This is a genomic window from Mucilaginibacter endophyticus, from assembly GCF_003351025.1.
Classification (GTDB): Bacteria; Bacteroidota; Bacteroidia; order Sphingobacteriales; family Sphingobacteriaceae; genus Mucilaginibacter; species Mucilaginibacter endophyticus.
The window spans coordinates 253,363-279,590 of the sequence record NZ_QPCG01000003.1 but is presented as its reverse complement, the minus strand read 5'-3'; the positions used below and the strand labels follow the sequence as shown (position 1 = coordinate 279,590).

Below are 26,228 nucleotides of genomic sequence, written 5' to 3'. Positions count from 1 at the left end.
TTAAAAATCCAAACCGGCAAATAAATTTTATAGCTCACGTGGCCTACACCAAAACCTATAACAACAACAATTAAAGGTACAAGGCACAGGTAAACTAGTCCGAGCTTTTGTTTAAAAGCGAGTGGATTTGTATCTTCTAAAGGTTTTGTTGTTAGCATTGGCTATAAATAATTTGATTTAGTGAAAGTTTCTTTGTGGCAAGTTTAGCTTGATCAAAATTTTTTAAAATAATCAAGTGGAGGGCCAACCCGTTCAAAGCCGTGCTGCTTCCTGAATTCATCAAGTTCGGTTTCTGTTTTACCCTTCATCTGCCCGTCGCTGAGCGCCTGGAAGCAAGCCTCCATTTTACCGGCAGGTTGAAACGTGATCAGCATTTTTGCGGGGCCATAGTCGCCTATTTTGGTAAATGTATGCGGCACACCCCGGGGGCCAAATACACTATCGCCAGGTTTGGCGTGAAAGAGTTGGTCGCCTACTTTAATTTGAAATTCACCCTCCAAAATATACCACCATTCATCCTGCTCATAATGCACGTGCAGGTTTGGGCCGCCTTTTTTAACCCTGGTTGATTCATAAACATACAAGTCGCCATCAGTATCTGCAGTTGATATCTTGGTGTAAAAAGTATCTCCTTCAAACAGGTGCATCGGTTTTTGAACCCGGTCGGCACCCGAATCAGTTTTGTAGCCTTTCTTTTCCCTGATTTTAGATAGGCCTTTGGCAATTCCTTCAAAGGGCATAGCCAAAAGTGCTGTTGCACCTATTAAAGTGTGTACAAAAGAACCTCGTTTCATATGAGATAGTCTATATTTATTATTTCCTGGTAAAATTCAGTATAGTATTAAACAGCTCATTTCTGCCAGCGCTTTCATGCCACTCAAGCTCATAATGATCGCTATCAATAAATTTCAGAAGCGCATGAAATTTTCGCATTGTTCCTGCTGACATGTTAGGTTGAGGCGACGATTGTGTTTCTCCGTCATAGGTGATCACCTTTTTTGCGTCGTCATAAGTTCCCTCTAAGGCAATGATTCCTGTTTCAAACTCATTGTTGATATAGGAGGCTACAAACATCTTTTTAACGTTATCATAGCCCAGTAGCATCGTTTCATGCAGGGTAACAAGCTTTCCATCCGACCATGGCATGGGGATATCCTGTCCGGTTACTTCGGTTGTGAAATACCTGCCGTCCCATATATCTTTTCCAATCATGGTTCCCGCAAATTCTATGGGCTTGTGTTTACCTCCTGCAAAAGTGTGTTTTCCGGTGAATGCCCATTCGCCTGTAACCTGTGCCAATATTTGATGGTTGGCATTGGTTTTTGAAAGCTCGGCCATGTCATTTTTGGCCTGCGCAAAAGATGTGGTGCCCAGAAACGTTATCAATAATACTAAGCAGATATTGAATAAATATTTCATGATGTTTTGAGTTGGCTATATATGGATTTTTATGCATAAAGCAATGTAGATCAATATTTTATGTTATTTGTTCTTTGTCGGAACTGTTACTTGTAAGTATAGTTGTAGGTTCGGATGTAATGTGTTGTAGTGGCTTCAAAATAAGTCATGCTTACAGCAATTTGTGTAGGATAACCTTTGTCATTGTATTGATAGGTAAAATCGTCCTGCTCATCAATTACAAAGGCGTTTTTAGTTGCATCATAACGTTCGCCTACAATTTGTATCGGGTTCTTTTTGCAAAACGCCTGTGCGTAGTCAATAAAATATGATTGCGGGTATGAAATGGTGCCAAAGCCCTTCACTGATGAAAATGGTGACGATTTATCATCAAGCGATTTAATTGTAAACCGGTAATACTCGGCACCTGCTCGTGGGCCGGTAAGGGATACAAATGACATGCCCGACAGGTTACCGTCTTTATCATAGAAATAGTTAAAATTTCTTCCTCCTCCATCGGATGAAAGGGCTTTAATTATATGGGTGCCATTGTTTTCAAACTGCCACAAGCCGGCTGCACTGCTGCGCGTAGTGCCAAATTTCAGGTCTTTGTAAAAGAAATCTATAGATACCTGCGTAGGCAGTCCGGTATAGATATCCACTGCTCCCGGTGTTTGGTTCAGGTTAACCAACCCGTACGAATACGTGTTGCCGGATATGGTGTTTGGATAATCAAAAACGGTTTCGCCAACCTGGTGCGCGTTAATTTCCCAGGTTACAAGACTATCTTTTCCGTATTTAATAAGGTGATTGTCTTTGTCATATGTATAGGTGTAAACCCGTGGATAAGCGGATTGACCACCATCGTAAAAAGATACCTTAGCAGGGTACATCGCATTCACGATATTGGGATCTACAGTAGGGGTTTTTATATCTTTTGGTTTACGGCAATTACTGAAGATGAATACGGCGCAAGCCGCGAGGAAATACATTCCTGGTTTGATTTGTTTCATATAGGCTATCGGTTTGTTGTTTATTTATGATTATCCCGGTCATATAAAGATGATCGGATATCGATGTACCAGGGGGAAATACACTTCGCAAATAAACGCCCGACGGCCGGTAATCACTTTTGAGTTTGTTGCAAATGCTTTCGAGTTTGTTGCATTTTTTTAAACTGTACATCAAAACTTAAGAGTGAGCGCTATATAATTTCAATTTTTAATTAAAACTATATAGCCGGGACGGTTTTGGGAGCAAAACCAAAATGACGGGAAAAGCTTGCCGAAAAGCTTGCGGGGCTACCGAAACCAACCATATAGGCGACTTCGGCTATGGTAGCAACACGTCGCTGGAGCAGGTCATGGGCATATTGCAGCCTTACAATACGAATCAACTCGCCGGGCGACTGGTTGATGAGGCCTTTTAATTTACGATGCAGTTGCGTGCGGCTTAATCCCATATCGCGGGCAAGCTGATCGGCGCTGTAGCCTTCTTCGTTTAAATGGCTTTCGACAGCGCTGCGCACACGGGTTATAAAATCCCGTTCTATCGATGGCATAGAAAGCGCGTTGCTGAACCACAGATCCTGCTTGCTGTAGTGTTCCCGTAATTGGTTTCGCACAGTGATCAGGTTTTCCATTAGAGCAAACAGTTCCCTTTTTTCAAAGGGTTTGGCCAGGTATGCATCCGCACCTGTTTCAATCCCCTGGATCCTGCTATCCGTATCGGCCTTTGCCGTTAGGATGATAATAGGAATATGACTGGTTTTTACATCCTTTTTGAGTGTTGAGCTAACCTCGTAACCATCTACATGCGGCATCATCAGGTCGGTAATGATGAGGTTGGGGATATGCTCCATGGCAAAAGCTATCCCTTCCTTACCGTCCGTGGCGGTTAATATCCGGTAATTATCTTTTAAGGATTGTTGGATAAAATCCCTGAGTTCCTGGTGGTCTTCTATGAGCAATACCAATGGTTTATCTTCGCCGACATCGGTTGCCTGTTCATGAACGGTAACAGATGGGCTAACTCCGGCAGGCAGGATCTCCAGTATATGTTCTGATGCGGCATTTGCAACCTGGTAAGGCATGGTGATAAGCACTTCAGTAAATAAATCTGCTTCGCTTTCTATCCGGATCTGTCCGCGCATCAACTCCACCAGTTCTTTTGTAACCGCCAGGCCTATACCTGTTCCTTCGGCAGAGCGGGTATCAGAAGGATCGACCTGATAAAAGCGGTCGAAAACATAAGGTAGTTTTCCTGACGGTATGCCTTGTCCTGTATCCTTTATGGTAAAGGAGAAGTTCTCTCCCGGTAGTTCATCGTCCTGTTGCAAAACAATTTCTACCTTACCTTTATCCGTAAACTTTAATGCATTTGATATTAGGTTGATCACAATAGCGTCAAGCTTATCCCGGTCGCCAAGTATCCAAAGCTTGTCCCAGTATGATGTAAAGTGTAGGGAGATCTCCTTTTGTTTTATTAGCGACTCGTACGAAAGGATATGCATCCTGATGAGCGCTACCAGGTCAAGAGGAGCACGGTTCACTTCCATCGATCCATTTTCAAGCCGGCTCAAATCCAGTAATTGGTTAATGAGTTGCAACAGGCGCGATGCGTTGTTAAGGATAAGGCGGCTATATCGTTGAACGTTTTCGTCTACAGTTTCGGCTATTAGCTCTTTTGCCGGGTTGATGATGAGCGTTAAAGGCGTTTTAAACTCATGAGTTATGTTGGTGAAAAAGCGCGATTTTACCAGGTCCATCGTGCGCAGTTTATCGGCTTGCTCCCTGAGCTCGGCGGTACGTTGCCGAACAAGCTCCTCAAGGCGTTTAGCTTCGCCGGCTATTAATTCCCTTTTTTCGGTTTCCTGGGCAAGTGCCAGGGCCGATAGCGTTTCTACCTCAAATAGTTTTGCAGTTAGGCTTTCGTTAGTCCGGGCAAAGTTGAGTGCCAGGTAAAGCGATAAACAAAGGGGTAACATCAATTCGCCAACAGCCATTACTAATAGGCGCATGGAGTTAAGTTGGTACGGCCACAGGTGAAACACATCATCCCAGGCAAAATAATACAGTAATATAATTACTACTACCCCCGCGCTTATTAACCATGCGCCCTTTTGCTTTTTTTTGATGAGATGAAATACCGACCAAAAACCATCCATCATACAAATAAGAAAAACCAGGGCGAAGTAATCGACCCAGTATTCAATATGATTTAAAAATTTATAGATATAGGCTATGAAATATAGCGCGCATACGGTAGTTAAGGCTATTCTTCGCCAAAGAGGAGGCTTACGGTAATCAAGTATATAAAGCAGCATTACAGCAGCCCACATCATGACAACTTTGCCTTCATCAATTAATGATTGTGAAAAATATTGTACTACAGGTGTATTTGTACGGTAAAACAAGTATATCCCAATGCCGTTAATGCCAACGAGCAATACAAAAAGCGCATAATACAAATTAAGTTTTTGCCTGGGGTAAAAGAGGAATAACAAGAGGTGCAAAAGCCCTAAAATAAGTTGTGCCGCGGCGCACATCAGCATATAATTAAAACGCTGATTGGCGGTTTGTATCTTAGGCGCAAGCTGGTTGTAGTCGCCTATCCAGGTTTGAAAGCCATAAAAATTAGCGTAAACCTCAAAGAAATTAGAATAATGGATAGTGATCAGGTGCGGGCGTGTGTCGGGAAGCCAAATCGGGATCAGTTCCCGTCTGGCGCTCATGGCTACCATTTCCTTTGCCGAATTGCCAACCTTTCCGTAGCCGCCAACAGGTCTGCCATCTAAAAAGATCTCCGAAGCACCATCATGATTGATACGGAGCGATAGTTTTTTATTGACCAGATCGGTATCAACCCTGATCCATGAGCCGAACCAGCCAACACCCCGCCAGCCGCGCGGCGCATTTTCTTTTCCAAATGCTGTGTAATGCAGGGTATCCCAGCCCGTTGTACTGGCTTCACTTTGTTGAGCCCTGGTTAAATCGCCTGCATGAAAATACCAAAGCGAATCGTTAAAGTATATTTCGTTTTGTATCCCAAAATTGCGGGAGCGTATCACGGAGGTATCCTGGGCGTAGGTACTTTTGACAGCGCACGAAAGCGCTATGCACCATAAAAGCGCATACCAACGGATGGATATATTAAAAAAGATATTTCCGCGATACATGAATTAACAACTCAATCTGTGATAGTCAAAAGTAATGTTTTGACTTATGGTTACCAATCATGAACACTATTAAGTACTTATGGTTTTGATAATTAGTATAACTATTGAGAAAAAATTAAACGGGGAAGAGGAGGCGATACGCTGATGTCGACGGGACTTTTTAAAACAGAAAAAGCGGGTACATGGAAAACCAGACCCGCTTTATTCAAAAGATTTTTAACTGTTATTTTTCAGTGTTTTTAAGTTCAGTAACTTCTTTACGGATATCCGTAGCTAATACTTTTAATTGTTGCATAGCATTACGCAACCTTGTACCAGCTGCTTTGTTACCTTTTTCATAAAAGCTTGCCGCGTCAGCTTCTGCCGCTGCGATAACTTCTTTCACTTTTTCAAAATTTACCATTTTTTTATTTTTTAAGGCCGCAAATGTATAGAATATAACTGTATAGGCAATAGTGTAATACGGTCTCTTCTACAAATTGAGGTTAGTGTTTAGTCCAAAGTTATAAGTTCTAAGCAGAGAAAAAAGAAAAAACGGCTTCTGATTTCCAACTTATCAACAGCTTATTTAACCGCCCATTCATGGATCCCGCTCGAATTATCAACCGGTAATTGGATTTCCATGCGCAGGGCTGTAGTAGCCACCGGTTCAAAGGTAACCACGTTAAAGCCGTCCTTACTTACGGTGTAAGGCGTAGTGTTTTTAACCGGAACCCATTGACCATCTTTCTTATACAGGATTTTGTACGATGCAGGGATACGGCAACCGCCCCACGGGCCATCATCATACCAGTACACTTTTGATTCGCTTACGGTATGCTCGGCATCAAAATCATACTGCACAAATTCGCTGGTGTTTTTAGCAGGCCACCAGTGCAGGTATGGGTAATTGGTGTCTTTTGAGTCGGCAGGTTCATATTGGTCTTTTATGGCCGCAAACATTCTCGTATTTTTTAATGAAGCGCTTACCTTACTTGTACTTGCGATGGTTGGAGCCGGTTTTGGCCGCACTGCCGAAGACTCGTAAGGGATCCAAACAGTCATTTCGCTTGGTCCGCGGTTAGCCCAGGCATAGTAGGGGATAGCTTTCACCATCTGATCGGTTTGTAAAATGCTGTCGGTTTTTAGCTGGCGTTTAGCGCTTTTTCCTTCTGTTGAGATCACATCAACACCGTTTAACAGGTCGGCCTGGTAGTTGGCGTTAGCGATAGCGTTTTTATTGATCAATATATTTTGAACCAGGCTGTCTTTATTGTCCGGACCTTCAAGGCAATAAACAATAGGGCCGCGCTCAAAGGCGAATCTGCCCCTGTCATCCTTAACTTGGTTATTAGCCAATACCTTTTCGGTTTCCATCGGTAATAAAAGCGAAACCTTATCGCCTTTCTTCCAGGTGCGTTTTAACACGGCGTAACCTTTTTCTGTTTCAAATGATTTTGCCTGCCCGTTAATCATCAGCGTAAGCGGGAAGGATTTTTTATCCATAAAGGTATACAGATCACCCGGTACAGGTTGTTGTTTTGCCCAGCCTGGTATGCGCACCCTTAAAGTGAACTCGCCGGCTTTGTCGGGGTTAACGGTAATATCAACCCGGCCTTTCCATGGGTAATCTGTTTGCTGCACAATATTTACGTTGCCCTCAGTAAGCTTGATATTGCTTGAATTGCTCATGAACAGGTTAACGTACAGGTCGTTTTTGTTTTTGGCGTAAACATAGCCCGGTAATGATGGTAAAAAACGGGTCATGTTGCTGATACAGCAGGCACAGCTGATCCAGGCGCTGCGCTGGTGCTGGAACATAGAAGCAAGCGGGTTAGGATAGAAGAACCTGTTGCCACTTAGAGATACGCCCGATAGCAGGCCGTTATACAGCGTACGTTCAAGTACATCGATGTATTTTGAATCGCCATGCAGCAGGAACATCCTGTTATTCCAGTAAACGTTACCAATAGCAGCGCAAGTTTCAGCATAGGCCGACATGTTTGGCAATTGGTATGCATCGCCAAAAGCCTCGCCAGCCCCGGTTGCGCCGATGCCGCCTGTTATATAAAGCTTTTTGGTTACTACATCGCTCCAGATATCATCTATGGCTGTCAAATAGCTTGTATTGCCTGTTAAAGCCGCGATATCGGCCATACCGGTGTACATGTAAGCTGCCCTCACCGCGTGACCTTCGGCCTCGTGCTGATCAACTACCTTTTTATCGGCCTGGTTGTAAGCATCGCCTTTAGGGCCGCGAACATCTAAGAAAAACTTAGCCAGGTCAAGATATTGCTTGTTGCCGGTAACCCGGTACATTTTTGACAAGCCGATCTCTACGATCTGGTGACCCGGGTATTCTTCAATTTTGCCCGGTCCAAAGGTTTTTACCAACAAATCGGCATTTTTTATGGCGATATTGAGCAGCGTGCGCTTGCCTGTAGCCTGGTAATGTGCAACAGCGGCCTCGTAAAGGTGGCCTGCGTTGTACAGCTCATGGCTCAATATTTCTTCATTCACCCAGCGTTTGTCGCCAATCCATTCGTGCGGTTTTTTAGCGTTAACCGTTCTGAAGGTGTACAGGTACCCATCCGGCTCCTGGGCTGCGCCAATGATAGAGATAAGGCTATCAATTGATTTATCAAGCTCCGGGTTTCTTTTATTCTGCATGGAATAAGAAGCACCCTCTATGGCTTTGTATACATCAGTATCATCAAACGGGAATTCACTTAGCTTATCGCCGTCCAGTTTTTTTGCGGCGCGTAAAAAATTGTCTACGCGGCCATTGGCTTTACATTGAGCCAATACATACGGGATAGTAACCTTAGCGTTTACCTCCATTTTTGGCTGCCAAAAGTTGTCATTGACATGCACGCTGGTAAAGGCGACCGGCTGGATAGGATAATCCTTTTGCTGCGCCAACAACGGACTTACAAGTGCCGTTAAAGACACAGCAAGTACACCGGCGACTTTTTGTTTATTGATCATGATATTCAAGTTCGTTTAATTAAAAATTAGTTTTTAACCATGCGGGTGCCATAAACAGGCCCCGCGCTGTTTTCTTTTTGTGGCAGCAGTTTTACAGTTACCTTTTGTTTGCCTTTGGTTAGCTCGATAGGCAGGGTATAGCTGATATCGTAAAAACGGCTTTCCTTGTATTGGTTCAGATCTTCAGAAGCCAGTTTAACGCCGTCAATCAAAATATCAAATCGGCGACCGCGGTTATCCATACCCCAATACGTATTGATGAGGGTGTTTTGCGCGTTGGCATCTACCTTCATTTCATATTGCAGGTAACCGCCATTTTCTGTCGACCGCCATTTCTTTTGATGATCTTCGCCGGTAGTGGCGTTTTCGCTGGTGAAGTTGTGGTCGCGCTCGGGCTGCATTTCGCCTAAGCGTACAATATCCATGGTGCGGGCTTCCAGTTCCTGTTGCTTTTTGCGTTGCTCCTCGTAAGCCTTTTGCTGTACAGCCCAGGTTTGTGGCGTAAACACATCCCAATAAACCGAATAGTATTCATTTTGGGTTTGATTGAATGGGATTAATGTAACTTCCTCAGGCTTTGAAATATTTACCGTGCGGAAGCTCAGTTGTTTTTTATCAACCATTTGCAGCCATTGGTTAGGATCTGTTTCGCTGGTTACAAAAACCGGTACGCCTTTCAGCGGATCAGGTTCGGTATTACCCAAATTACCTGCAAGTAACACCGGGCCATAAAATACAGCGCGCCTGTTGGCATTATCCGGCATGGCTTCGGTGTAAAGCTTTTCAGGAGTAATAAACTCAATTTTATCGTTGTTGCTCCATTTGCGGTTTAAAACAATATATCCCTGGTCATCAGTAGTAGCGGTTTGTGTTTTTCCGTTAATGCTGATGGTAGCATTGCTGGTCCATTTTGGTTTACGGATGCGGATAGTCATTGTAAGCGGCTTTTTGGTGTTCACCGTAAATGAGATATGATCATCATTAGGGAAAGTGCTTTCCTGCTTTACCGATAAACCTTTTGATGCCCAGTTTAGCACCGATGGGATGAACAGGTTTACATATAAGCTGCCGTCGGCCCCTCTAAAGTAAATGCTTTCGTTGTACTTTACGTGATTTTCCATGCCTGAGCCAACGCAGCAGGTAAAGTCATCAAAAGGGGTGCTGTAATGTTTGGTACCACCCATACGCAATGGTACAAAATAGCACATCATACCATCCGAATGGTTTTGCGAGGCAAGGATGTGGTTGTACAATGCCTTTTCATAATAATCCATCAACATGGCCGAAGGCTCAACCGCGAACAAATGCCGGGTTAGCTTCAGCATATTATAAGTGTTGCAGGTTTCGGTTGTGTTTTCTGTAAGCTTATCGTTCAGTTTATCCGCATCACTCAGGTATTCATAATTGCTGTTACCGCCCGTAGCGTATGAGTGGTGGTTAACAATAGTTGTCCAGAAGAAATCGGCAATGGCTTTATCCTTTTTATCGCCGGTGATCTCGTACCTGCGTGCGCTGGCTATGATCTTAGGAATCTGGGTGTTGGAGTGTTTACCCGGCAATATATCCTGTTGCTGTGCTAGGGGATCAAGGATCTTTTTATCATAAAACTTATATGATAGCTCGAGGTATTTTTTATCACCGTTGATAGCGTACAAGTTAGCAAGCGTTTCGGCCATGCCGCCGTATTCGCATAGGAGCATTTTTTGCAGTTTTTCGTCATCCAGGTTTTTGATGGTTTCGCCTGTCCAGTCGGCCATGCCTTTGCATACTTTCAGGGCCTCGGCGTTATTGCAATATAAATAGGCATCAAGCAAACCGCCCATGATCTTGTGTACCGTATACCATGGCGACCAGCCGCCGTTCAGGTCGAAACCGCGTGAACGGATATCGCCTTTCGCAACCTCGGCCCAAATTGTATCTTCTTTAGGGATAGCGCCCACATAGCCGGTTTTACGGGCTACCTGGCATTCGTCAAGCTCTTTAACTATGTAGTTTACGCGTTTTAAAAACTCAGGGTCGCGGGTTGATGCATAATGCATAGATATGGCCGATAGGTAGTGGCCAAGTGTATGCCCTGCCAAACCTGATGATTCCCAGCCTTCGTACATTTTTCCTTTAGGTTTAAGGCCTGAGTGCGCGCGGAAGGCCGAGAGCAGCCTGTCGGGCTCTATGGATAGCAAATATTTAACATCAGCATCCATCGCTTTTTTAAAAGGGCTCTCTAATAATTGGACATCCTTTAAATTAAATGAATAGGCTTTAACCGGAACCACCGGTTTTACTTTTACCCGGGTATCGTTCCATTCGGGCACGTAGGATTGCGCATGTATTGTTTGTGCCCCCGCTAAGCAGGCAGCGAGGCATAAGTTCAATTTAAACCACTTTTTTATAAGCATGATCCGTTTTTGTAATTGTAATAATAATTATCCTCTAAATTATTGTGCTTTTAACAATTATTTCATTTGATATTTTGCAGTTGATAGCAGGATTTTACCCGTTTTTTCAACCCTATGGCTGTTTATAGTAAGTTTCTTAATGGCGGTAATAGCCGAATGGCAAAATATTAACGTATTTAAAAGTTTTATATAAAAATAATAACAATTTAATGCTATTGTAACAGGAATGTTAAGATATGGGTAGTATTGGCAAATTTCATGACAAAATTTGGGCCAGTGCGCGGATAGTTTTACGTGTCTGAAATACAGCGTGTAATACATAGTCATTAACCCCAAATTTTAATTTATGAAGTTTAAACAATTACTAAAGAGGTTCATTTTGCCTTTACTAAGTGTGTTTGTGTTTTGTTACAGCACGTACGCGCAAACAGTAACACTAAAAGGAAAGGTAACCGACGAGAAGGGCGAGCCCATAGCCGGCGCTTCCGTTAAAATAAAAGGCACAAACGCTGGCTCTGTTACCAATGGCAGCGGCCTGTTTAGCCTTAATTATAATGGACAGGGTACATTAATTGTAACCGCCATTGGTTTTACCGCGCACGAAGTTAAGTTAACCGGCCAGGCGCAGGTTAACGTGACCTTGGCCGAAGATAACAAAGTACTTAATGAGGTAGTAGTTACCGCGCTGGGTATAAAACGCGATAAAAGGATCCTGACGTACAGTTCGCAGGAAATAAAAGGAGAGTCGCTGACACAATCAAAGGAGCCTAACCTTGTAAACGCGATAGCCGGTAAAGTAGCCGGTGTACAGGTAACAAGTTCATCAGGTACCCCGGGCAGTTCGGCCAGGATAGTAATCAGGGGAGGATCTTCATTTTTTGGTACTAATGAGCCTTTAATGGTTATTGATGGTGTGCCGGTTGACAACTCAGAAACAGGTAACCTTAACACCGGACCCGGTACAAACAGGATAGCCGATATCGATCCATCAATTATTGCAAGTATGAACGTGCTGAAGGGTGCGGCAGCTACAGCCTTATACGGTTCAAAAGGCGCTAACGGCGTTGTTATTATTACTACCAAAAACGGTGCTTTAAATAAAAAGCCGCTCATTACCTTTTCTTCCGATTTTTCTGCTGAAAAGCCTTTGCTGCCGCAAATTCAAAATAAATACTCATTAGGTACTAACGGAATTTATTATGATGGCGTAACCAATAAAACAAGTACATCATGGGGTGCCCGTATGGATACCCTTAAAATAAACGGACAACCTGCAAAAGTTTATAACCAGTCCGATCTGTTTTTTAAAACCGGCCATACTTACAACAACACCGTAAATATTGGCGGTGGCGGTAACAATTCTACTTACCTGGTTTCTTATTCTAATTTTAATCAGCAGGGTACGGTGCCTACCACTAAATTTTTGCGCAATACTTTTTTTGCGAAATATAGCGCGCAAGTGCTTAAAAACCTGAATACTACTTTTCAGTTAAATTATTCAAACTCACAAAACGACAGGTTACCTGAGGGGTATGCGCTTGAAAGCCCGGTTTGGACAGTTTTTACAGCGCCGGTTTCGTATAATCTGCAGCCTTATTTAAATGCCGACGGTACCCAGCGTTTATATCGTTTTTCGCGCAATAATCCGTATTGGGTATTGGATAATATCAAAAACCACTCAAGTGTTAACAGGTTTTTACCAACTTTTACTGCCGATTATAAGCCCCTGTCATGGTTAACAATTACTGAAAGGTTTGGCGCCGATGTTTATACCGAAATGGACAGGTATCATGAATCAACCCAATCGGTATCAAATCCTAATGGCCGTTTGGTTGATAACAATACTACCTTTCGCCAATATAATAATGATTTATTGCTGAGTGCCACTAAGCAGTTTGGCGACTTTAATATTGACGTTATATTAGGTAATAACCTTATCTCCACATACGGTGAAAATACTTACGCCAATGGCGTTGGTTTAACTGTACCCGGTTTGTATAATATGGCTTCTGCTTCAACGGTTAACTACAGCGAGAGTTCAACATTGCAACGAAAAATTGGTTTCTACCTGCAATCAAATATCGAATATAAGCGCTTCCTGTTATTATCATTAACCGGTAGGTACGATGGTAACTCGGTATTATCAACCGACCACAATTTTTATCCTTATGGTTCTGCCGCGGGTAGTTTTATATTTTCAGAGTTTTTTAGCCCCGAGCTTTCAAAAGTTATGAACCTGGGCAAGATTAGGGTTTCATACGGTACAGTAGGTAATGACGGTAGCATCGGCGCATACAGTTTATTAACGCCTTACAATAAAGCAACTATCCGTAACCTTGCTTTCCCTTATAACCAGCAGGCCGGTTTTTTAATCAGCGATGTACTGGGTAATCCTAATCTTAAAAACGAGCGTATCAACGAGTTTGAAGCGGGCTTTGAAGCGGGGTTCTTTAATAACCGTATCAGTCTTGAAGCATCTTTCTACAGTAAAAAAACAATTGATGGTATTATACCAAATGTGGCTATCGCGGCATCAACAGGTTACGCATCAACAGGTGTAAACTCAGCGGTAATGCGTAATAGGGGGATTGAAATATTGCTTAACGCCACACCAATTAAGAGCCGCGATTTTAACTGGGACCTTACTTTAAACTTTACCCGTAACAGGAATAAGGTATTGTCTATTTACGGCGATCAGCAGGTATTGGGTAATGGTTTTACCAATATAGTGGTTGGGCAGCCTTACGGAGTAATATATGGTACCCGCTATGCACGTAACGCGGCAGGTAAGTTACTAATCGATGATACCGGCCTTCCATATGCCGATGATACACAAGGTATAGTAGGTAATATCAACCCTAACTGGCTTGGTGGCATCAATAACAACTTCAGGTACAAACAATTCAATTTCAGTTTCTTCTTTGATATCAAACGTGGTGGCGATATCCAAAACAACGTTGATGGTTATGGTTATTTTTATGGTACTCCAAAAGTTACCGAAAACCGTGGCCCACGGGTAGTTGATGGCGTAAATGCCACTACCGGTCAGCCAAATACCATTGCGGTTAATGGTCAGGCTTATTATCAGCGCGCAAACAGTGTGCTTGAGTCTGTAATTCAGGATGGCAGCTATGTTAAACTGCGCAATGTTAGTTTAGGCTATACTTTAAAACCATCATGGTTAAGCAAAAGCCCTTTCAAATCGGCAACGTTTAGTGTAACCGGCCGTAACCTTTGGATCCACGCGCCGCACTTTACCGGCGGCGATCCGGAAGTTAGCTCATTTGGCTCATCAAACGGTTCACAGGGTATTTATTCATTCTCAACCCCAACTTCAAAATCGGTTGACTTTAGTTTGAAAGTTACCCTATAATTTAAAATCATTAATAAGAGAAATTGTCATGAAAAATAAATATATCACGTTAGTAACATGCGCGTTAGTAAGTTTTACGGGCTGTAAAAAATACATTGATGTAAACCACGACCCCAACAGGCCTATAGATGTTAAAGAATCACTGATCCTGGCCCCGGTTGAAGCGGCTATATCACAGAATATTACCGCCTCGGGTGGTAGTAATCTTGCGATAGTACTACAACAATACCTTCAGGTAATAGCTTTGAACCAGGTGCCGCCAAACTTTGGTACCTATCTCATGTATCATCAGGATATGGATAGCGATTGGTACAACTTTTATGTGCAGGTAATGAATAACCTTGTTTTGCTTGATAAAAAAGCAGAAGCCGATGGCAATGCTAACTACGCGGGAATATCAAAGATCTTGCTTGCCTATACGCTTGGTTCTGCTACTGATGCCTGGGGCGATGTGCCGTATTCAAAAAGTTTTCAGGGTACAGGTAACCTTACCCCAACTTATGATAGCCAGGAAGCAATTTATACGCAGATACAAACCCTGCTTGATAACGCTATCGCTGATATCGCTAAAAATACCACTACAGTACCTACAGGCGATGATTTTTACTATGGCGGCGATATGAGCAAATGGAAAAAGGCAGCTTATACGTTAAAAGCACGTTATTATATGCACCTGACTAAAGCTCCGGGGCATACAGCTGCCGCGCAGGCACAACTGGCCCTTACCGCCCTTGAAAACGCTATGGCGAGCAATGATGATGATATGAAGATGCCGTTCACCGGCGGAGCCGGTGCCGAAAACCCATGGCAGCAAAACTTTTTACCAGGCTCAACGCTGGTATTGGCTTCAACTTTTGTTGATGGTTTTAAGACCCGGAAAGATCCCCGTTTATCAAAAATGGTTGCCCCCGCAGCGCAAACAGGTTTGTATACCGGTCGTCAGATAGGGTTGGAAGATATAGGTAGTTTGGAATCATACTCCTTGGGCGGCTCTTTTTATGCGAGCACAAGCTCAAATAACTACATTGTTACTTACTCGGAAGCATTATTCTTAAAGGCCGAAGCTACATTTGTACTGTCGGGTGCAACAGCGGCGCAACCGGTTTATTTGCTGGCGGTTAAATCGCACATGTCAAAACTGGGTATTGCCGATGCTGATGTGAATACATATTTAGCCTCAAGGGGTACCTTAACCAGCGCTAATGCCATGCAGCTGATCATTGAGGAAAAGGTTGTGGCCAACTTCCTGTCAATGGAGAACTATACTGATTGGAGGCGTACAGGCTATCCGGCCTTAACTAAGGTTAAAAATGCCTTGTCGGATATTCCGCGCAGGGTATTATACCCGCAGTCGGAAATGACCGCAAATCCGCAGCCGCAACAAAACGCTAAGCTTACCGACAGGCTTTGGTGGGATGCGCAATAGGCATTATTTAGCAGGCAATTTGTCTGTATATGGCATTGTATGTTAAAATACGGTCAATGTCTGCTAAATTGTTAAATATTCGTAATAAGTACTATTTTAATTTTGTGAAAAATAATATACAATGATAACTTTTGATTGGAAAGGCGTACTCCCTGCAGTAACTACTAAATTTACAGATAATGACGAACTTGATTTTGAAGCTTTTGATATAAACCTGAATGCACAGCTTGAGGCTGGTGTTGATGGTTTTATATTAGGCGGCTCATTGGGCGAAGCAAGCGTTTTAAGCGATGATGAAAAATTCGCGCTGCTTGCTCACACTGTTGAGTTTGTACAAGGTAAAGTACCTGTTATATTAAATATAGCCGAACAAACTACCAAAGCGGCTGTTGCTTATGCTCAAAAAGCATTTGATAAAGGTGCTGATGGCTTAATGCTGTTGCCACCTATGCGTTACAACAGCGAAGCCCGTGAAACCATTGCTTATTTAACTTCTATCGCTAAAAGTACCGAATTGCCAATCATGATCTACAATAACCCTGTTGATTATAAGATTGAGGTTACTTTAGATATGTTTGCAGAACTTGCAGCTTATGATAATATCCAGGCGGTAAAAGAGTCAACCCGTGATGTATCAAACGTAACCCGTATGATTAACAAGTTTGGCGACAGGTTCAAGATCTTTACCGGTGTTGATCCGTTGGCAATGGAAAGCCTTGTAATGGGTGCCGATGGCTGGGTTGCTGGTTTGGTTGACGCGTTCCCTAAAGAAACTGTTGCCATTTACCGTTTGGTAAAAGCAAAAAGGTATGATGAGGCTTTGGCCATTTACCGTTGGTTTTTACCGGTGCTTGAACTGGATATTCACCCTAAACTGGTACAATACATTAAACTGGCCGAGGTTGCAACCGGCATAGGTACCGAAAATGTACGTGCGCCACGTTTGCCATTAATTGGTGCCGAGCGTGAAAAAGTTCAGAAAATCATCAACGACGCGCTTGCTGTAAGGCCTGAGCTGCCTATTGGAAGCTGGGGTAAATTAACCGAGGTAGCTTTATAATAGCATATGGCAAGTAAAACTTTCTTTTGTGTTGATGCCCATACCTGCGGTAATCCCGTAAGGTTGGTGGCCGGTGGTGGTCCCACGCTAAAAGGCGACAACATGAGCCAGAAACGTCAGCACTTTTTAAAGGAGTACGACTGGATCAGGACGGGCCTGATGTTTGAACCCCGTGGCCATGATATGATGTCGGGCAGTATCCTGTACCCGCCTCATGACCCAGAAAACGACGTAGCGGTTTTGTTCATCGAAACCAGCGGTTGTTTACCGATGTGCGGTCACGGAACTATAGGCACCATCACCATAGCCATTGAGGAAGGGTTAATCCAGCCTAAAACTCCGGGTATTGTACGTATGGAAGCGCCTGCCGGCCTTGTATTAATTGAGTACAAGCAGGAGGGTAAAAAGGTAACTTCGGTAAAACTCAGAAACGTGGCTGCATATCTTGCAGCGACTGATTTAGAAGTGGAATGCCCTGATCTTGGTACGCTTACTATCGATGTTTCGTATGGCGGTAACTATTATGCCATTGTTGATCCTCAGCCTAACTTTAAGGGCATTGAGAATTACACAGCCGGACAGCTGATAGCCTGGAGCCAGGTGCTGCGTAAGCGCATCAACGAAAAATACCAGTTTGTGCACCCGCAGGATCCAACCATAAATACCTGTACCCATATCCTTTGGGCAGGTGCCACTTTATCGGCGGATGCCACTGCACGTAACGCGGTATTTTATGGCGATAAAGCCATCGACCGTTCTCCTTGCGGAACCGGTACTTCGGCCCGTATGGCGCAATGGTTTGCCAAAGGTAAATTGAAAGTGGGTGAGTCTTTTGTTCACGAAAGTATCATCGGCAGTAAATTTATTGGTAAGGTTGAGGACGTGGTTAAGATCAATGATATCGACGCCATTATTCCAAGCGTTGAAGGCTGGGCCAAAGTTTATGGCTACAATACCATCAAAATAGATGATGATGATCCTTATGCTCACGGTTTCCAGGTGATATAATTGATAATAAACAAAGAGCTTTCAAAAATCCCCTCTTGAGAGGGGGCGCGGAGGAAAAAGTGTTGGCAGGGGTGTGTTTATGCGATTGACTTGTCAAAGCAGAAACACACCCCTCCACCCCTCTCAAGAGGGGAATCGCGCAATCCCCCGTTTTAGACTTCTAATTAATAATTTTCTAAATAAAAGCTTTCGGCTCTCCGCCTTAAGCTTTAAGCTTTAAAACAAGAATGGCAAAAGTGCTGATAATAGGAGGTGGGATAGTAGGACTTAGTTCGGCTTATTATTTACAAAAGGCCGGGCATGAGGTTACTGTGCTGGATAAGGGTGATATGACCGACAGTTGCTCATACGGAAACGCGGGCATGATAGTGCCAAGCCATTTTATCCCATTGGCAACGCCGGGAATGGTATCGCAGGGTATTAAATGGATGTTTAACAGCAAAAGCCCGTTCTACGTAAAGCCATCGCTGAATCCCGAACTGATTTCATGGGGATTGAAGTTTTTAAAGAAAGCCAATGCCGAACACGTTGAAAGATCGGCCACGCCTTTAACCGAACTTTCATTACTCAGCAAAAAACTTTACGAAGATTTGAGCAAAGAGCCCAGCTTTGATTTTGATTTGGTTGAAAAGGGCATCCTGATGTTTTATAAAACCGAAAAGGCCGGCGAAGAAGAAGCGCACATGGCCGAAAAAGGCAGGGAATTAGGTTTGGATATGGCCGTGCTTAGTGTCGACGATTGTAAAAAACTGCAACCCAAGCTTGAGCTTGATGTATTAGGCGCTGTACATTATCGCTGTGATGCGCACCTATCGCCCAATAAACTGATGGCTGCTTTGATCAAACACCTGAAAACTGCCGGTGTAAAATTGGTGGCTAATAAAGAGGTTACTAAAATTGAAAACAATGGCGGCAAGGTAAGCAGGGTATTATCAGGTAATGAAGAGTTTACTGCCGATGAGTATATTATCGCGGGAGGCTCATGGTCGCCGGCTATTGGAAAGCTGCTGGGCTTAAAGATCTTGCTGATGCCGGGCAAAGGCTATTCATTTAATGTGAAGGATGACAGCGAAACTATGCACATCCCTGCGTTACTGGCCGAAGCAAGGGTTGCCATAACACCAATGAACGGCGGCTTACGTTATGGTGGTACTATGGAACTTGATAAAATCAACGACCGCATTAACATGAACCGTGTAAAAGGTATCGTTGAATCGGTGCCGAAGTATTTCCCTGGTTTAAAACCTGCTGTTCCTGATCAAAAAGATATCTGGTTTGGTTTCCGCCCTTCATCTGCCGATGGATTGCCTTATATCGGTAAGAGTAAACAATACAGCAACCTTACAGTAGCAACAGGGCATGGTATGATGGGCTTGAGCCTTGGTGCGGCAACCGGTTTACTGGCCAGCGAAATTATTTCGGGCAAACCAACCTCTATCGATATTAAAGAATTTGCTCCTGAAAGATCTTAATTTAAACAATTGATTACCCTTCCGGCTTGCCGGAAAACGGAACCGTTCATCCACCCCTGATGAGCGGTTTTTTGCTTTAACAGGAGTACGTTTTATTACCTGAATCATAAAAAACAGGTTAAAAAACGGTTTTTCTGCCTAAAAAAGATGGTTAGTGTAAAATGTACATTAGTTGTATTCTGTACAATTAAAAATATTTTATTCGGTTAAATTATGGCTGTAGTGGCTATAATTTCGATTTTAATTGTTTATATAACATTTAATTTAATTTTTATCTGTTGGATAAAAATGGGTTTTTAGGCCAATTTTGGTGGTGCTATCAACCATAAATTACCAGATATTGCCCGTATTTTATCCTTTTAACTTCATTTATTAGCAAATTAAGTTAAGTAATTGTAAATTCAACAAGTATAATCAAAGTAGCAGATGAAAGTTTTACAATTTACTATCCCGGTTCCGCACGATAAAAGTGTGATAGCAGAAAAGGTCTGTTTGCCCTACCATTATCCATACCTGCACCGTCATAAGGAAATTCAGCTCACCTGGATCCAGCAGGGCGAGGGGACTTTGATTGCAGGAAATAACATGCATGATTACTCGGCCGGCGACCTGTTTTTAATTGGTGCCAACCTGCCGCACGTGTTTAAAAGCAATCCTGAATACTTTGTGCCAAACTCCAATAAACAGATTGAGGCGCTTACCATATTTTTTAACCCGGAAGGTGCACTGGCTCCGTTGTTTTCACTGCCTGAGCTTAAGCCGAGCCTGATATTTATGCAACAGCATCAACAGGGCTTTAAAGTGCCGCATTCTGTGGTTGATAAGGTATCGCAGATCATGATTGCCCTGCAAAAGGCATCCGGCCCCGATCAGCTCATTCAGTTTTTCCATTTGTTGAAAGGGCTTACTAATATCAAAACTAAGCTCGATCCTTTATCAACGTATGGCAACCTGCCGGGCATAACCGAAAACGAGGGGATCAGAATAGGTAATATCTACAACTACATTATGCAGCATTACAGCGAGCCTATCACGCTTGAGGATGTTGCTAAGGTAGCTTACATGACCCCCGAGTCGTTTTGCAGATATTTCAAAAAGCATACAGGTCATACGTTTATTTCATTTCTGAACGAGATCCGGATCAATGAGGCTTGTAAAAAACTCATCGCCCATAAATTTGAAAGTATTAATACGGTAGCTTACAAATGTGGCTTCAAAAGCATTACCAACTTTAACCGCGTATTTAAATGTGTAATTGGCAACTCGCCGCGCGGCTATCTCGACTCATACAACAACAATCTTATCAGCCTTAACAGGGCTGCCAGCTAATACGGCTTTTTTCTTTTTACCTCAAACCACTAATTTATCGTGCTAATAAATACTAAAACAGCCATAAAAGGTTTAGCCCTTTATGCCCTTACCCTTGGTGTGCTTACTGTAAAGGCGCAAACAACACCAACCGGTAATTTATACGAGCAAACCAGCGAAATTGCCGGCACCATTATCAGGTACGGGCAAGATATGAACGCCATTCGCGATTTTTACTCGCCCTATAATGTTAATGACCGTGCCGAAGACCAATACAAACAGGATGTGCTTAATTCGCCTGAACAGCGTAAAAGGTTAATTGAGGTTGATAACGATTATCTGAAGCAATTGGAGCAAACCGACTTTAACATCCTGAGTATATACGGCAAGGTTGATTATATCCTGCTGAAAAAACGTATCAACTTTGATCTGAAAGACCTGAAGAAAGAAGAAGGCCTGTACAGCCAGGCTGCAAAATACATTTCATTTGCCGATGAGATTTACGCTCTTGAGCAAAAACGCCGTCGCGGAACATTCGTGGATGGCGAAAAAGTTGCAGGCGATTTGAACAAGATCCTGAAAGAACTCAAAGCTGATACTACAGCGTATCGTAAACTTCCATCGGTGGATATGCCGGTGGCTAAGGTAACCAAAGCTGCTTTATTAGGATTGAAAGGTCGTTTAAAGGACTTTTTTGGTTTCTATAATAAATACGATCCATCGTTTACCTGGTGGGTGCCTGAGCCTTATAAAGCTGTTGATAATGCGCTTGGAAGATACAGCGAGTTAGCTATTAGCAAAGGAAAGCTGAACACCAGCCAAAAAAGCGATAGCAGCGGTATCAAAGGCGTGCCGATTGGCAGGGAAGAGTTGATTAGCCAGTTACAGGCCGAGATGATCCCTTATACGCCCGAAGAGCTAATCAAGCTTGCTAACAAGGAGTTTGCCTGGTGCGATAAGGAGATGCTGAAAGCATCGCAGGAAATGGGTTTTGGCAGCGATTGGAAAAAAGCGCTTGAGAAAGTAAAAAACAGTTATGTACCGGTAGGTCATCAGCCCGAACTAATTGTTAAGCTCTACAATGATGCCATCAGCTTTATCAAAGAGCGGGACCTGATCACGATACCGCCACTGGCCGAAGAAACCTGGGGTATGGTGATGATGTCGCCGCAGAGGCAATTGGTTAACCCATTTTTTACCGGTGGCAAAGAGATCAGCATCTCGTACCCAACCAATACTATGCAATATGATGACAGGTTGATGAGTATGCGTGGAAATAACCCTTATTTTTCAAGGGGAACGGTGCAGCATGAACTGATTCCCGGCCATAACCTGCAATATTTTATGAATAGCCGTTACAAAGCCTACCGACAGGATTTTGGGACGCCGTTCGCGGTTGAGGGCTGGGCCTTATACTGGGAATTGTTGTTGTACGATAAGGGTTTTGCCAAAACACCTGAAGAGCGTGTAGGCATGCTGTTCTGGCGCATGCACCGTTGCGCGAGGATCATCTTTTCGCTCAACTATCATTTAGGCAATTGGACACCGCAGCAATGCATCGACTTTTTGGTTGACCGCGTAGGTCATGAACGTGCCAATGCCGAAGGTGAAGTAAGGCGCTCATTTGAAGGTGGCTATAGTCCGCTTTACCAGGTGGCTTATTTGTTGGGCGGTTTGCAATTGACCGAGTTGAGGAAAGAATTGGTTGATAGTGGCAAGATGACTTTTAAACAATTCCATGATGCGGCCATCAAGGAAAACCTGATCCCGGTTGAGATGCTTCGTGCTACGTTAACCAACCAGGCTTTAAGCAAAGATTTTACAACAAGCTGGAAATTTTACGATTTCGGAGGTAAATAATTAATTAAATAGCATCGATGGTAAAGCTTTAAGCTTTATGCATTCAGCTTTTAGCTTTCAAAAAACATTTTTATGGAGAACAGTACTTCTTTTAAGCCTTCATTGCGGTTGATGGATGCCACCATGCTGGTGGCAGGCAGTATGATTGGCTCCGGCATTTTTATTGTGAGCGCGGATATTACCCGCAATGTGGGCAGTGCCGGTTGGCTGCTATTTGTATGGCTTATCACTGGTTTTATGACCCTCACCGCGGCCCTGAGCTACGGCGAGCTGAGTGCCATGTTCCCCAGGGCGGGTGGCCAGTACGTTTACCTGAAAGAGGCATATCGCCCCTTGGTTGGTTTTTTATACGGATGGAGTTTTTTTACCGTGATCCAAACAGCTACTATTGCCGCGGTAGGGGTTGCTTTCGCCAAATTTACGGCCTACCTGATCCCGCAGTTAAGTGAAGACCTTGTGGCTGTCGATCTTGGTTTTATCACCATATCGCCGGCACAACTGCTCTCCATCCTGGTGATTGTATTTTTAACCTATATCAATACCCGCGGCGTAAACAGCGGTAAAATTGTGCAAACCATTTTCACTATGGCCAAGCTGCTGAGCTTGTTGGGGTTAATTGTGTTTGGCCTGTTTTCCTTAAAAGCTTCGGTATGGAGCGATAACTGGAAAAATGCATGGGATATGCATCATCTTAATGGTGATGGTTCTATTGCTTCATATACTACCATTGCTGCTTTAGGGGCTATTGCTTCGGCTATGGTGGGCTCTATATTCAGCAGCGATTCATGGAACAACGTGACTTTTATAGCCGGGGAGATCAAAAACCCGAAAAGGAATATCGGTTTGAGTCTGGCGCTGGGTACCCTGATCGTGACGGTGATCTACATTTTAACCAACATCATGTATACAGGTGTACTTTCATTGCATGATATTGCCGTTGCTGATAAAGATAGGGTAGGTGTGGTTGCTTCACAGCATATTTTTGGCAGCTCGGGTACGGTGATCATCGCTTTGCTCATCATGGTATCAACTTTTGGCTGTAATAACGGGCTTATCATGTCGGGTGCCAGGGTTTATTACTCGATGGCTAAGGATGGGCTTTTCTTTAAAAAAGTGGGTACGCTGAATAAAAACTCGGTGCCGGGTTTTGGTTTATGGTTGCAGTGCGTGTTTGCCTGCCTTTGGAGCCTGAGCGGTAAATACGGCGATCTGCTGGACATGATCTCGTTTGTGGTGGTAGTTTTTTATGTGCTTACCATCATCGGGATTTTTATCCTACGCAAAAAAATGCCCAATGCAGAGCGGCCTTACAAGGCTTTTGGTTACCCGGTATTGCCAATAATTTATATTATTATGGGTATTGCTTTTTGCCTGTTGCTGATCAAATACAAACCAGCTTATACTTATCCGGGCTTGATTATTACCCTGACGGGCATCCCGGTTTATTACTTGATAGGTGGCAGCAAAAAACGTAAAACCGCTGAACTCCCGGTCGAAAGTTTATAGACTACCATTCATGAAAAAGATCTTATCGCTGCTATGGCTTTTAACTATTGCCATAGCAGTTTCCGCACAAAACGGGAATTTTATTAATCTAAGCACTGCGAAGTTTTCCACCGGAAATAATGCAGCCTGGCAAAATGCCGACTTTAACGATTCGCAATGGAAAAATATCAAAGTTGGCGATGTTTGGCAGGAGCAGGGTTACCCGGATTATCACGGTTTTGCATGGTACCGGATTCATGTGGTTATTCCATCGTCATTAAAAAAGCAGGCGGTTTGGGGTGATAGTTTGAGGGTATTCCTTGCGCATGTTAATGATGTTGATGAAACTTATTTTAACGGCAAACTGATTGGTAAAACCGGTGCATTTCCTGAAGATAAGGGAGGCTATATAAGCAAGTGGCCTGCTGTACGTAATTACTGCATCGCCGCAAATGATCCGGCAATTAAATGGGACGCGGAAAATATCATCGCCATAAAAGTGTATGATGGCGGTGGCTCGGGTGGGATTTTTATGGGAAGCCCTTATATTGATATGCTGGAAAAATTTGACGGCATCGTCTTCACCCAAACCGATATCAGCTTTTTACCCAACGCGCAATCTGCACGCAAATTAACCATCAGCAATAGCTTTAAAACCATTATCATGGGCAAGTTTCACTACCGGATCATAGACCAGGTTACTGAAAAAACAATTGCCGAGAAAACGGTAAATGCTAATCTCCAGCCCCTGGGTAAGGAGACTTACACGCTCAATTTCCCCCATCGCGAAGGCATTAAATTGTTTTATGAGTTTACCGAAGCGGCATCAGGCAAGACCAAGACCTTTGCCGAGATAGCACCTTATTTGCTTACTCCCAAAGCATCGTTAAAACCGATGATTAATGGTGCTGCGGTTTTAGGCATACATCCCGGCTCACCGGTACTTTACAAAATAGCGGCAAGCGGGCAAAAGCCTCTAAGCTATTCGGTTAAAAATTTGCCGCAAGGCTTAATGCTTGATAATAAAACCGGAATTATAACAGGGGTAGCCCCTAAAGCAGGAGATTACAAAGTATCTGTTTCGGTAAGCAACAATTTAGGAAGAAGCGAACGCGCATTTACCATCAAATCGGGGCATTTATTAGCACTTACCCCTCCCATGGGCTGGAACAGCTGGAATTGCTGGGGACTGAATGTGAGCGACGAAAAGGTTCGGCTATCAGCTAAAGCCATGCTTGATAAAGGCCTCACCGATTACGGCTGGAACTCCATTAACGTAGATGATGGCTGGCAGGCACCTGCAAGGCAACAGGATGGAGCAATAGCCGCGAATGAGAAATTCCCGGATATGAAAGCTCTTGGAACACACCTGCATCAACAGGGATTAAAGTTTGGCATTTACTCGTCGCCGGGAGCAAAAACCTGTGGCGGTTACCTGGGTTCGTTAGGCCATGAGGGTCAGGATGCTGGCACATATTTTAACTGGGGTGTTGATTATTTGAAATACGACCTATGCAGCTATTCTGACCAAACGGCCGGTGATACAACACTATTCGCGCAGCAGAAACCATACATGGTAATGCGCGATGAACTGGCAAAACAGCCCCGGGGTATTATCTACAGCATTTGCCAGTATGGCATAAAAGATGTTTGGAAATGGGGCACGCAGATGAACGGCAATCTGTGGCGCACTACCGAGGATATTACTGATACCTGGGAAAGTTTGTACGGGATAGGTTTTAGTCAGACCAATAACGCGGCCTACGCCGGGCCGGGAGGCTGGAACGATCCCGATATGCTCATTTTAGGCAGAGTTGGCTGGGGCGAGAATCTACACCAAACCAATTTGACGCCTTATGAGCAGTATACACATATGAGCTTGTGGAGCCTTTTATCGGCACCGCTGCTTATTGGCTGTGATATGGATAAGCTTGATGAATTTACTCTTAATTTGTTAAAAAATCGGGAGGTTATAGCTATTGATCAGGACGTAGCAGGCAAACAAGCCGAAAGGGTGATTAATAGTAAACAGATCCAGGTTTGGGTTAAACAACTGGCAGATGGCAGCAAGGCAATAGGTATTTTTAATCTTAGTGAAAAGTATACAAAGTATACGCTTGATTTTAACAGCATCCATATGGGCAGGGTTAAAGTTGTGAGGGATATCTGGCAGCAAAAAGATATCGCTAAAAATGTTGCTGCTGTGTCCTGTAATATCCCGCCGCATGGGGTAAGGTTTTATAAATTGATGTAAACAAGACGCTTGTCTGCCTGTTGGATATTCTATTGCTTGCCCGT

The 26,228-nt window shown here is 43.5% G+C and carries 16 protein-coding genes; 9 read left to right on the top strand and 7 right to left on the bottom strand.

From position 1 onward, the window contains the following. Positions 1-212: 212 nt before the first annotated feature. From DUL71_RS14535 to DUL71_RS14505, 7 genes are all read right to left on the bottom strand, one after another. The gene (locus tag DUL71_RS14535; RefSeq protein WP_114938796.1) at positions 213-794 is read right to left on the bottom strand and encodes a cupin domain-containing protein; all 582 of its coding nucleotides are present in this window, start codon (positions 792-794) and stop codon (positions 213-215) included. 19 nt (positions 795-813) lie between these two features. Beyond that, the gene (locus tag DUL71_RS14530) at positions 814-1,419 is read right to left on the bottom strand and encodes a DUF1579 family protein (RefSeq protein WP_114938795.1); all 606 of its coding nucleotides are present in this window, start codon (positions 1,417-1,419) and stop codon (positions 814-816) included. An 86-nt stretch (positions 1,420-1,505) separates the two neighbouring features. Further along, the gene (locus DUL71_RS14525) at positions 1,506-2,411 is read right to left on the bottom strand and encodes a hypothetical protein (protein WP_114938794.1); all 906 of its coding nucleotides are present in this window, start codon (positions 2,409-2,411) and stop codon (positions 1,506-1,508) included. Between the two features lie 218 nt (positions 2,412-2,629). Further along, positions 2,630-5,575, bottom strand: coding sequence for a response regulator (locus DUL71_RS14520; protein WP_114938793.1), 2,946 nt, complete (start codon positions 5,573-5,575; stop codon positions 2,630-2,632). Positions 5,576-5,798: 223 nt separating this feature from the next. Beyond that, a complete protein-coding gene (locus DUL71_RS14515; protein WP_112569396.1) occupies positions 5,799-5,978 on the bottom strand; it encodes a histone H1 in 180 nt (59 codons plus the stop codon). Between the two features lie 161 nt (positions 5,979-6,139). Continuing rightward, positions 6,140-8,542 carry a glycoside hydrolase family 127 protein gene (locus tag DUL71_RS14510; protein WP_167443301.1) on the bottom strand — a complete coding sequence of 801 codons (2,403 nt, stop codon included), beginning with the start codon at positions 8,540-8,542 and terminating at the stop codon, positions 6,140-6,142. 26 nt (positions 8,543-8,568) lie between these two features. Further along, positions 8,569-10,938 carry a glycoside hydrolase family 127 protein gene (locus DUL71_RS14505; protein WP_167443300.1) on the bottom strand — a complete coding sequence of 790 codons (2,370 nt, stop codon included), beginning with the start codon at positions 10,936-10,938 and terminating at the stop codon, positions 8,569-8,571. A 346-nt stretch (positions 10,939-11,284) separates the two neighbouring features. Here DUL71_RS14505 and DUL71_RS14500 point away from each other — a divergent pair, with 346 nt between their 5' ends. The 9 genes from DUL71_RS14500 to DUL71_RS14460 all read left to right on the top strand — a co-directional run bounded on the left by DUL71_RS14500 (position 11,285) and on the right by DUL71_RS14460 (position 26,184). Next, a complete protein-coding gene (locus DUL71_RS14500) occupies positions 11,285-14,311 on the top strand; it encodes a SusC/RagA family TonB-linked outer membrane protein (protein ID WP_114938792.1) in 3,027 nt (1,008 codons plus the stop codon). A gap of 28 nt (positions 14,312-14,339) precedes the next feature. Then, positions 14,340-15,737 carry a SusD/RagB family nutrient-binding outer membrane lipoprotein gene (locus DUL71_RS14495; RefSeq protein ID WP_114938791.1) on the top strand — a complete coding sequence of 466 codons (1,398 nt, stop codon included), beginning with the start codon at positions 14,340-14,342 and terminating at the stop codon, positions 15,735-15,737. A 121-nt stretch (positions 15,738-15,858) separates the two neighbouring features. After that, on the top strand, positions 15,859-16,797 hold the full coding sequence (locus DUL71_RS14490) for a dihydrodipicolinate synthase family protein (protein WP_114938790.1): 939 nt from the start codon (positions 15,859-15,861) through the stop codon (positions 16,795-16,797). Between the two features lie 6 nt (positions 16,798-16,803). Further along, complete coding sequence (locus DUL71_RS14485) at positions 16,804-17,805, top strand: 4-hydroxyproline epimerase (protein ID WP_114938789.1); 1,002 nt, start codon at positions 16,804-16,806, stop codon at positions 17,803-17,805. Positions 17,806-18,032: 227 nt separating this feature from the next. Continuing rightward, positions 18,033-19,277 (top strand): NAD(P)/FAD-dependent oxidoreductase, encoded by a 1,245-nt coding sequence (locus tag DUL71_RS14480; RefSeq protein ID WP_114938788.1) that lies wholly within the window; start codon positions 18,033-18,035, stop codon positions 19,275-19,277. 426 nt (positions 19,278-19,703) lie between these two features. Beyond that, complete coding sequence (locus DUL71_RS14475) at positions 19,704-20,606, top strand: AraC family transcriptional regulator (RefSeq protein ID WP_112569410.1); 903 nt, start codon at positions 19,704-19,706, stop codon at positions 20,604-20,606. A gap of 39 nt (positions 20,607-20,645) precedes the next feature. Next, a complete protein-coding gene (locus DUL71_RS14470) occupies positions 20,646-22,445 on the top strand; it encodes a DUF885 family protein (RefSeq protein ID WP_244228756.1) in 1,800 nt (599 codons plus the stop codon). A 72-nt stretch (positions 22,446-22,517) separates the two neighbouring features. Next, a complete protein-coding gene (locus DUL71_RS14465; protein WP_114938787.1) occupies positions 22,518-23,951 on the top strand; it encodes an APC family permease in 1,434 nt (477 codons plus the stop codon). A gap of 10 nt (positions 23,952-23,961) precedes the next feature. Then, positions 23,962-26,184: a putative Ig domain-containing protein gene (locus DUL71_RS14460; protein ID WP_114938786.1), complete on the top strand. Its 2,223-nt coding sequence runs from the start codon at positions 23,962-23,964 to the stop codon at positions 26,182-26,184. The last annotated feature ends 44 nt before the right edge of the window (positions 26,185-26,228 follow it).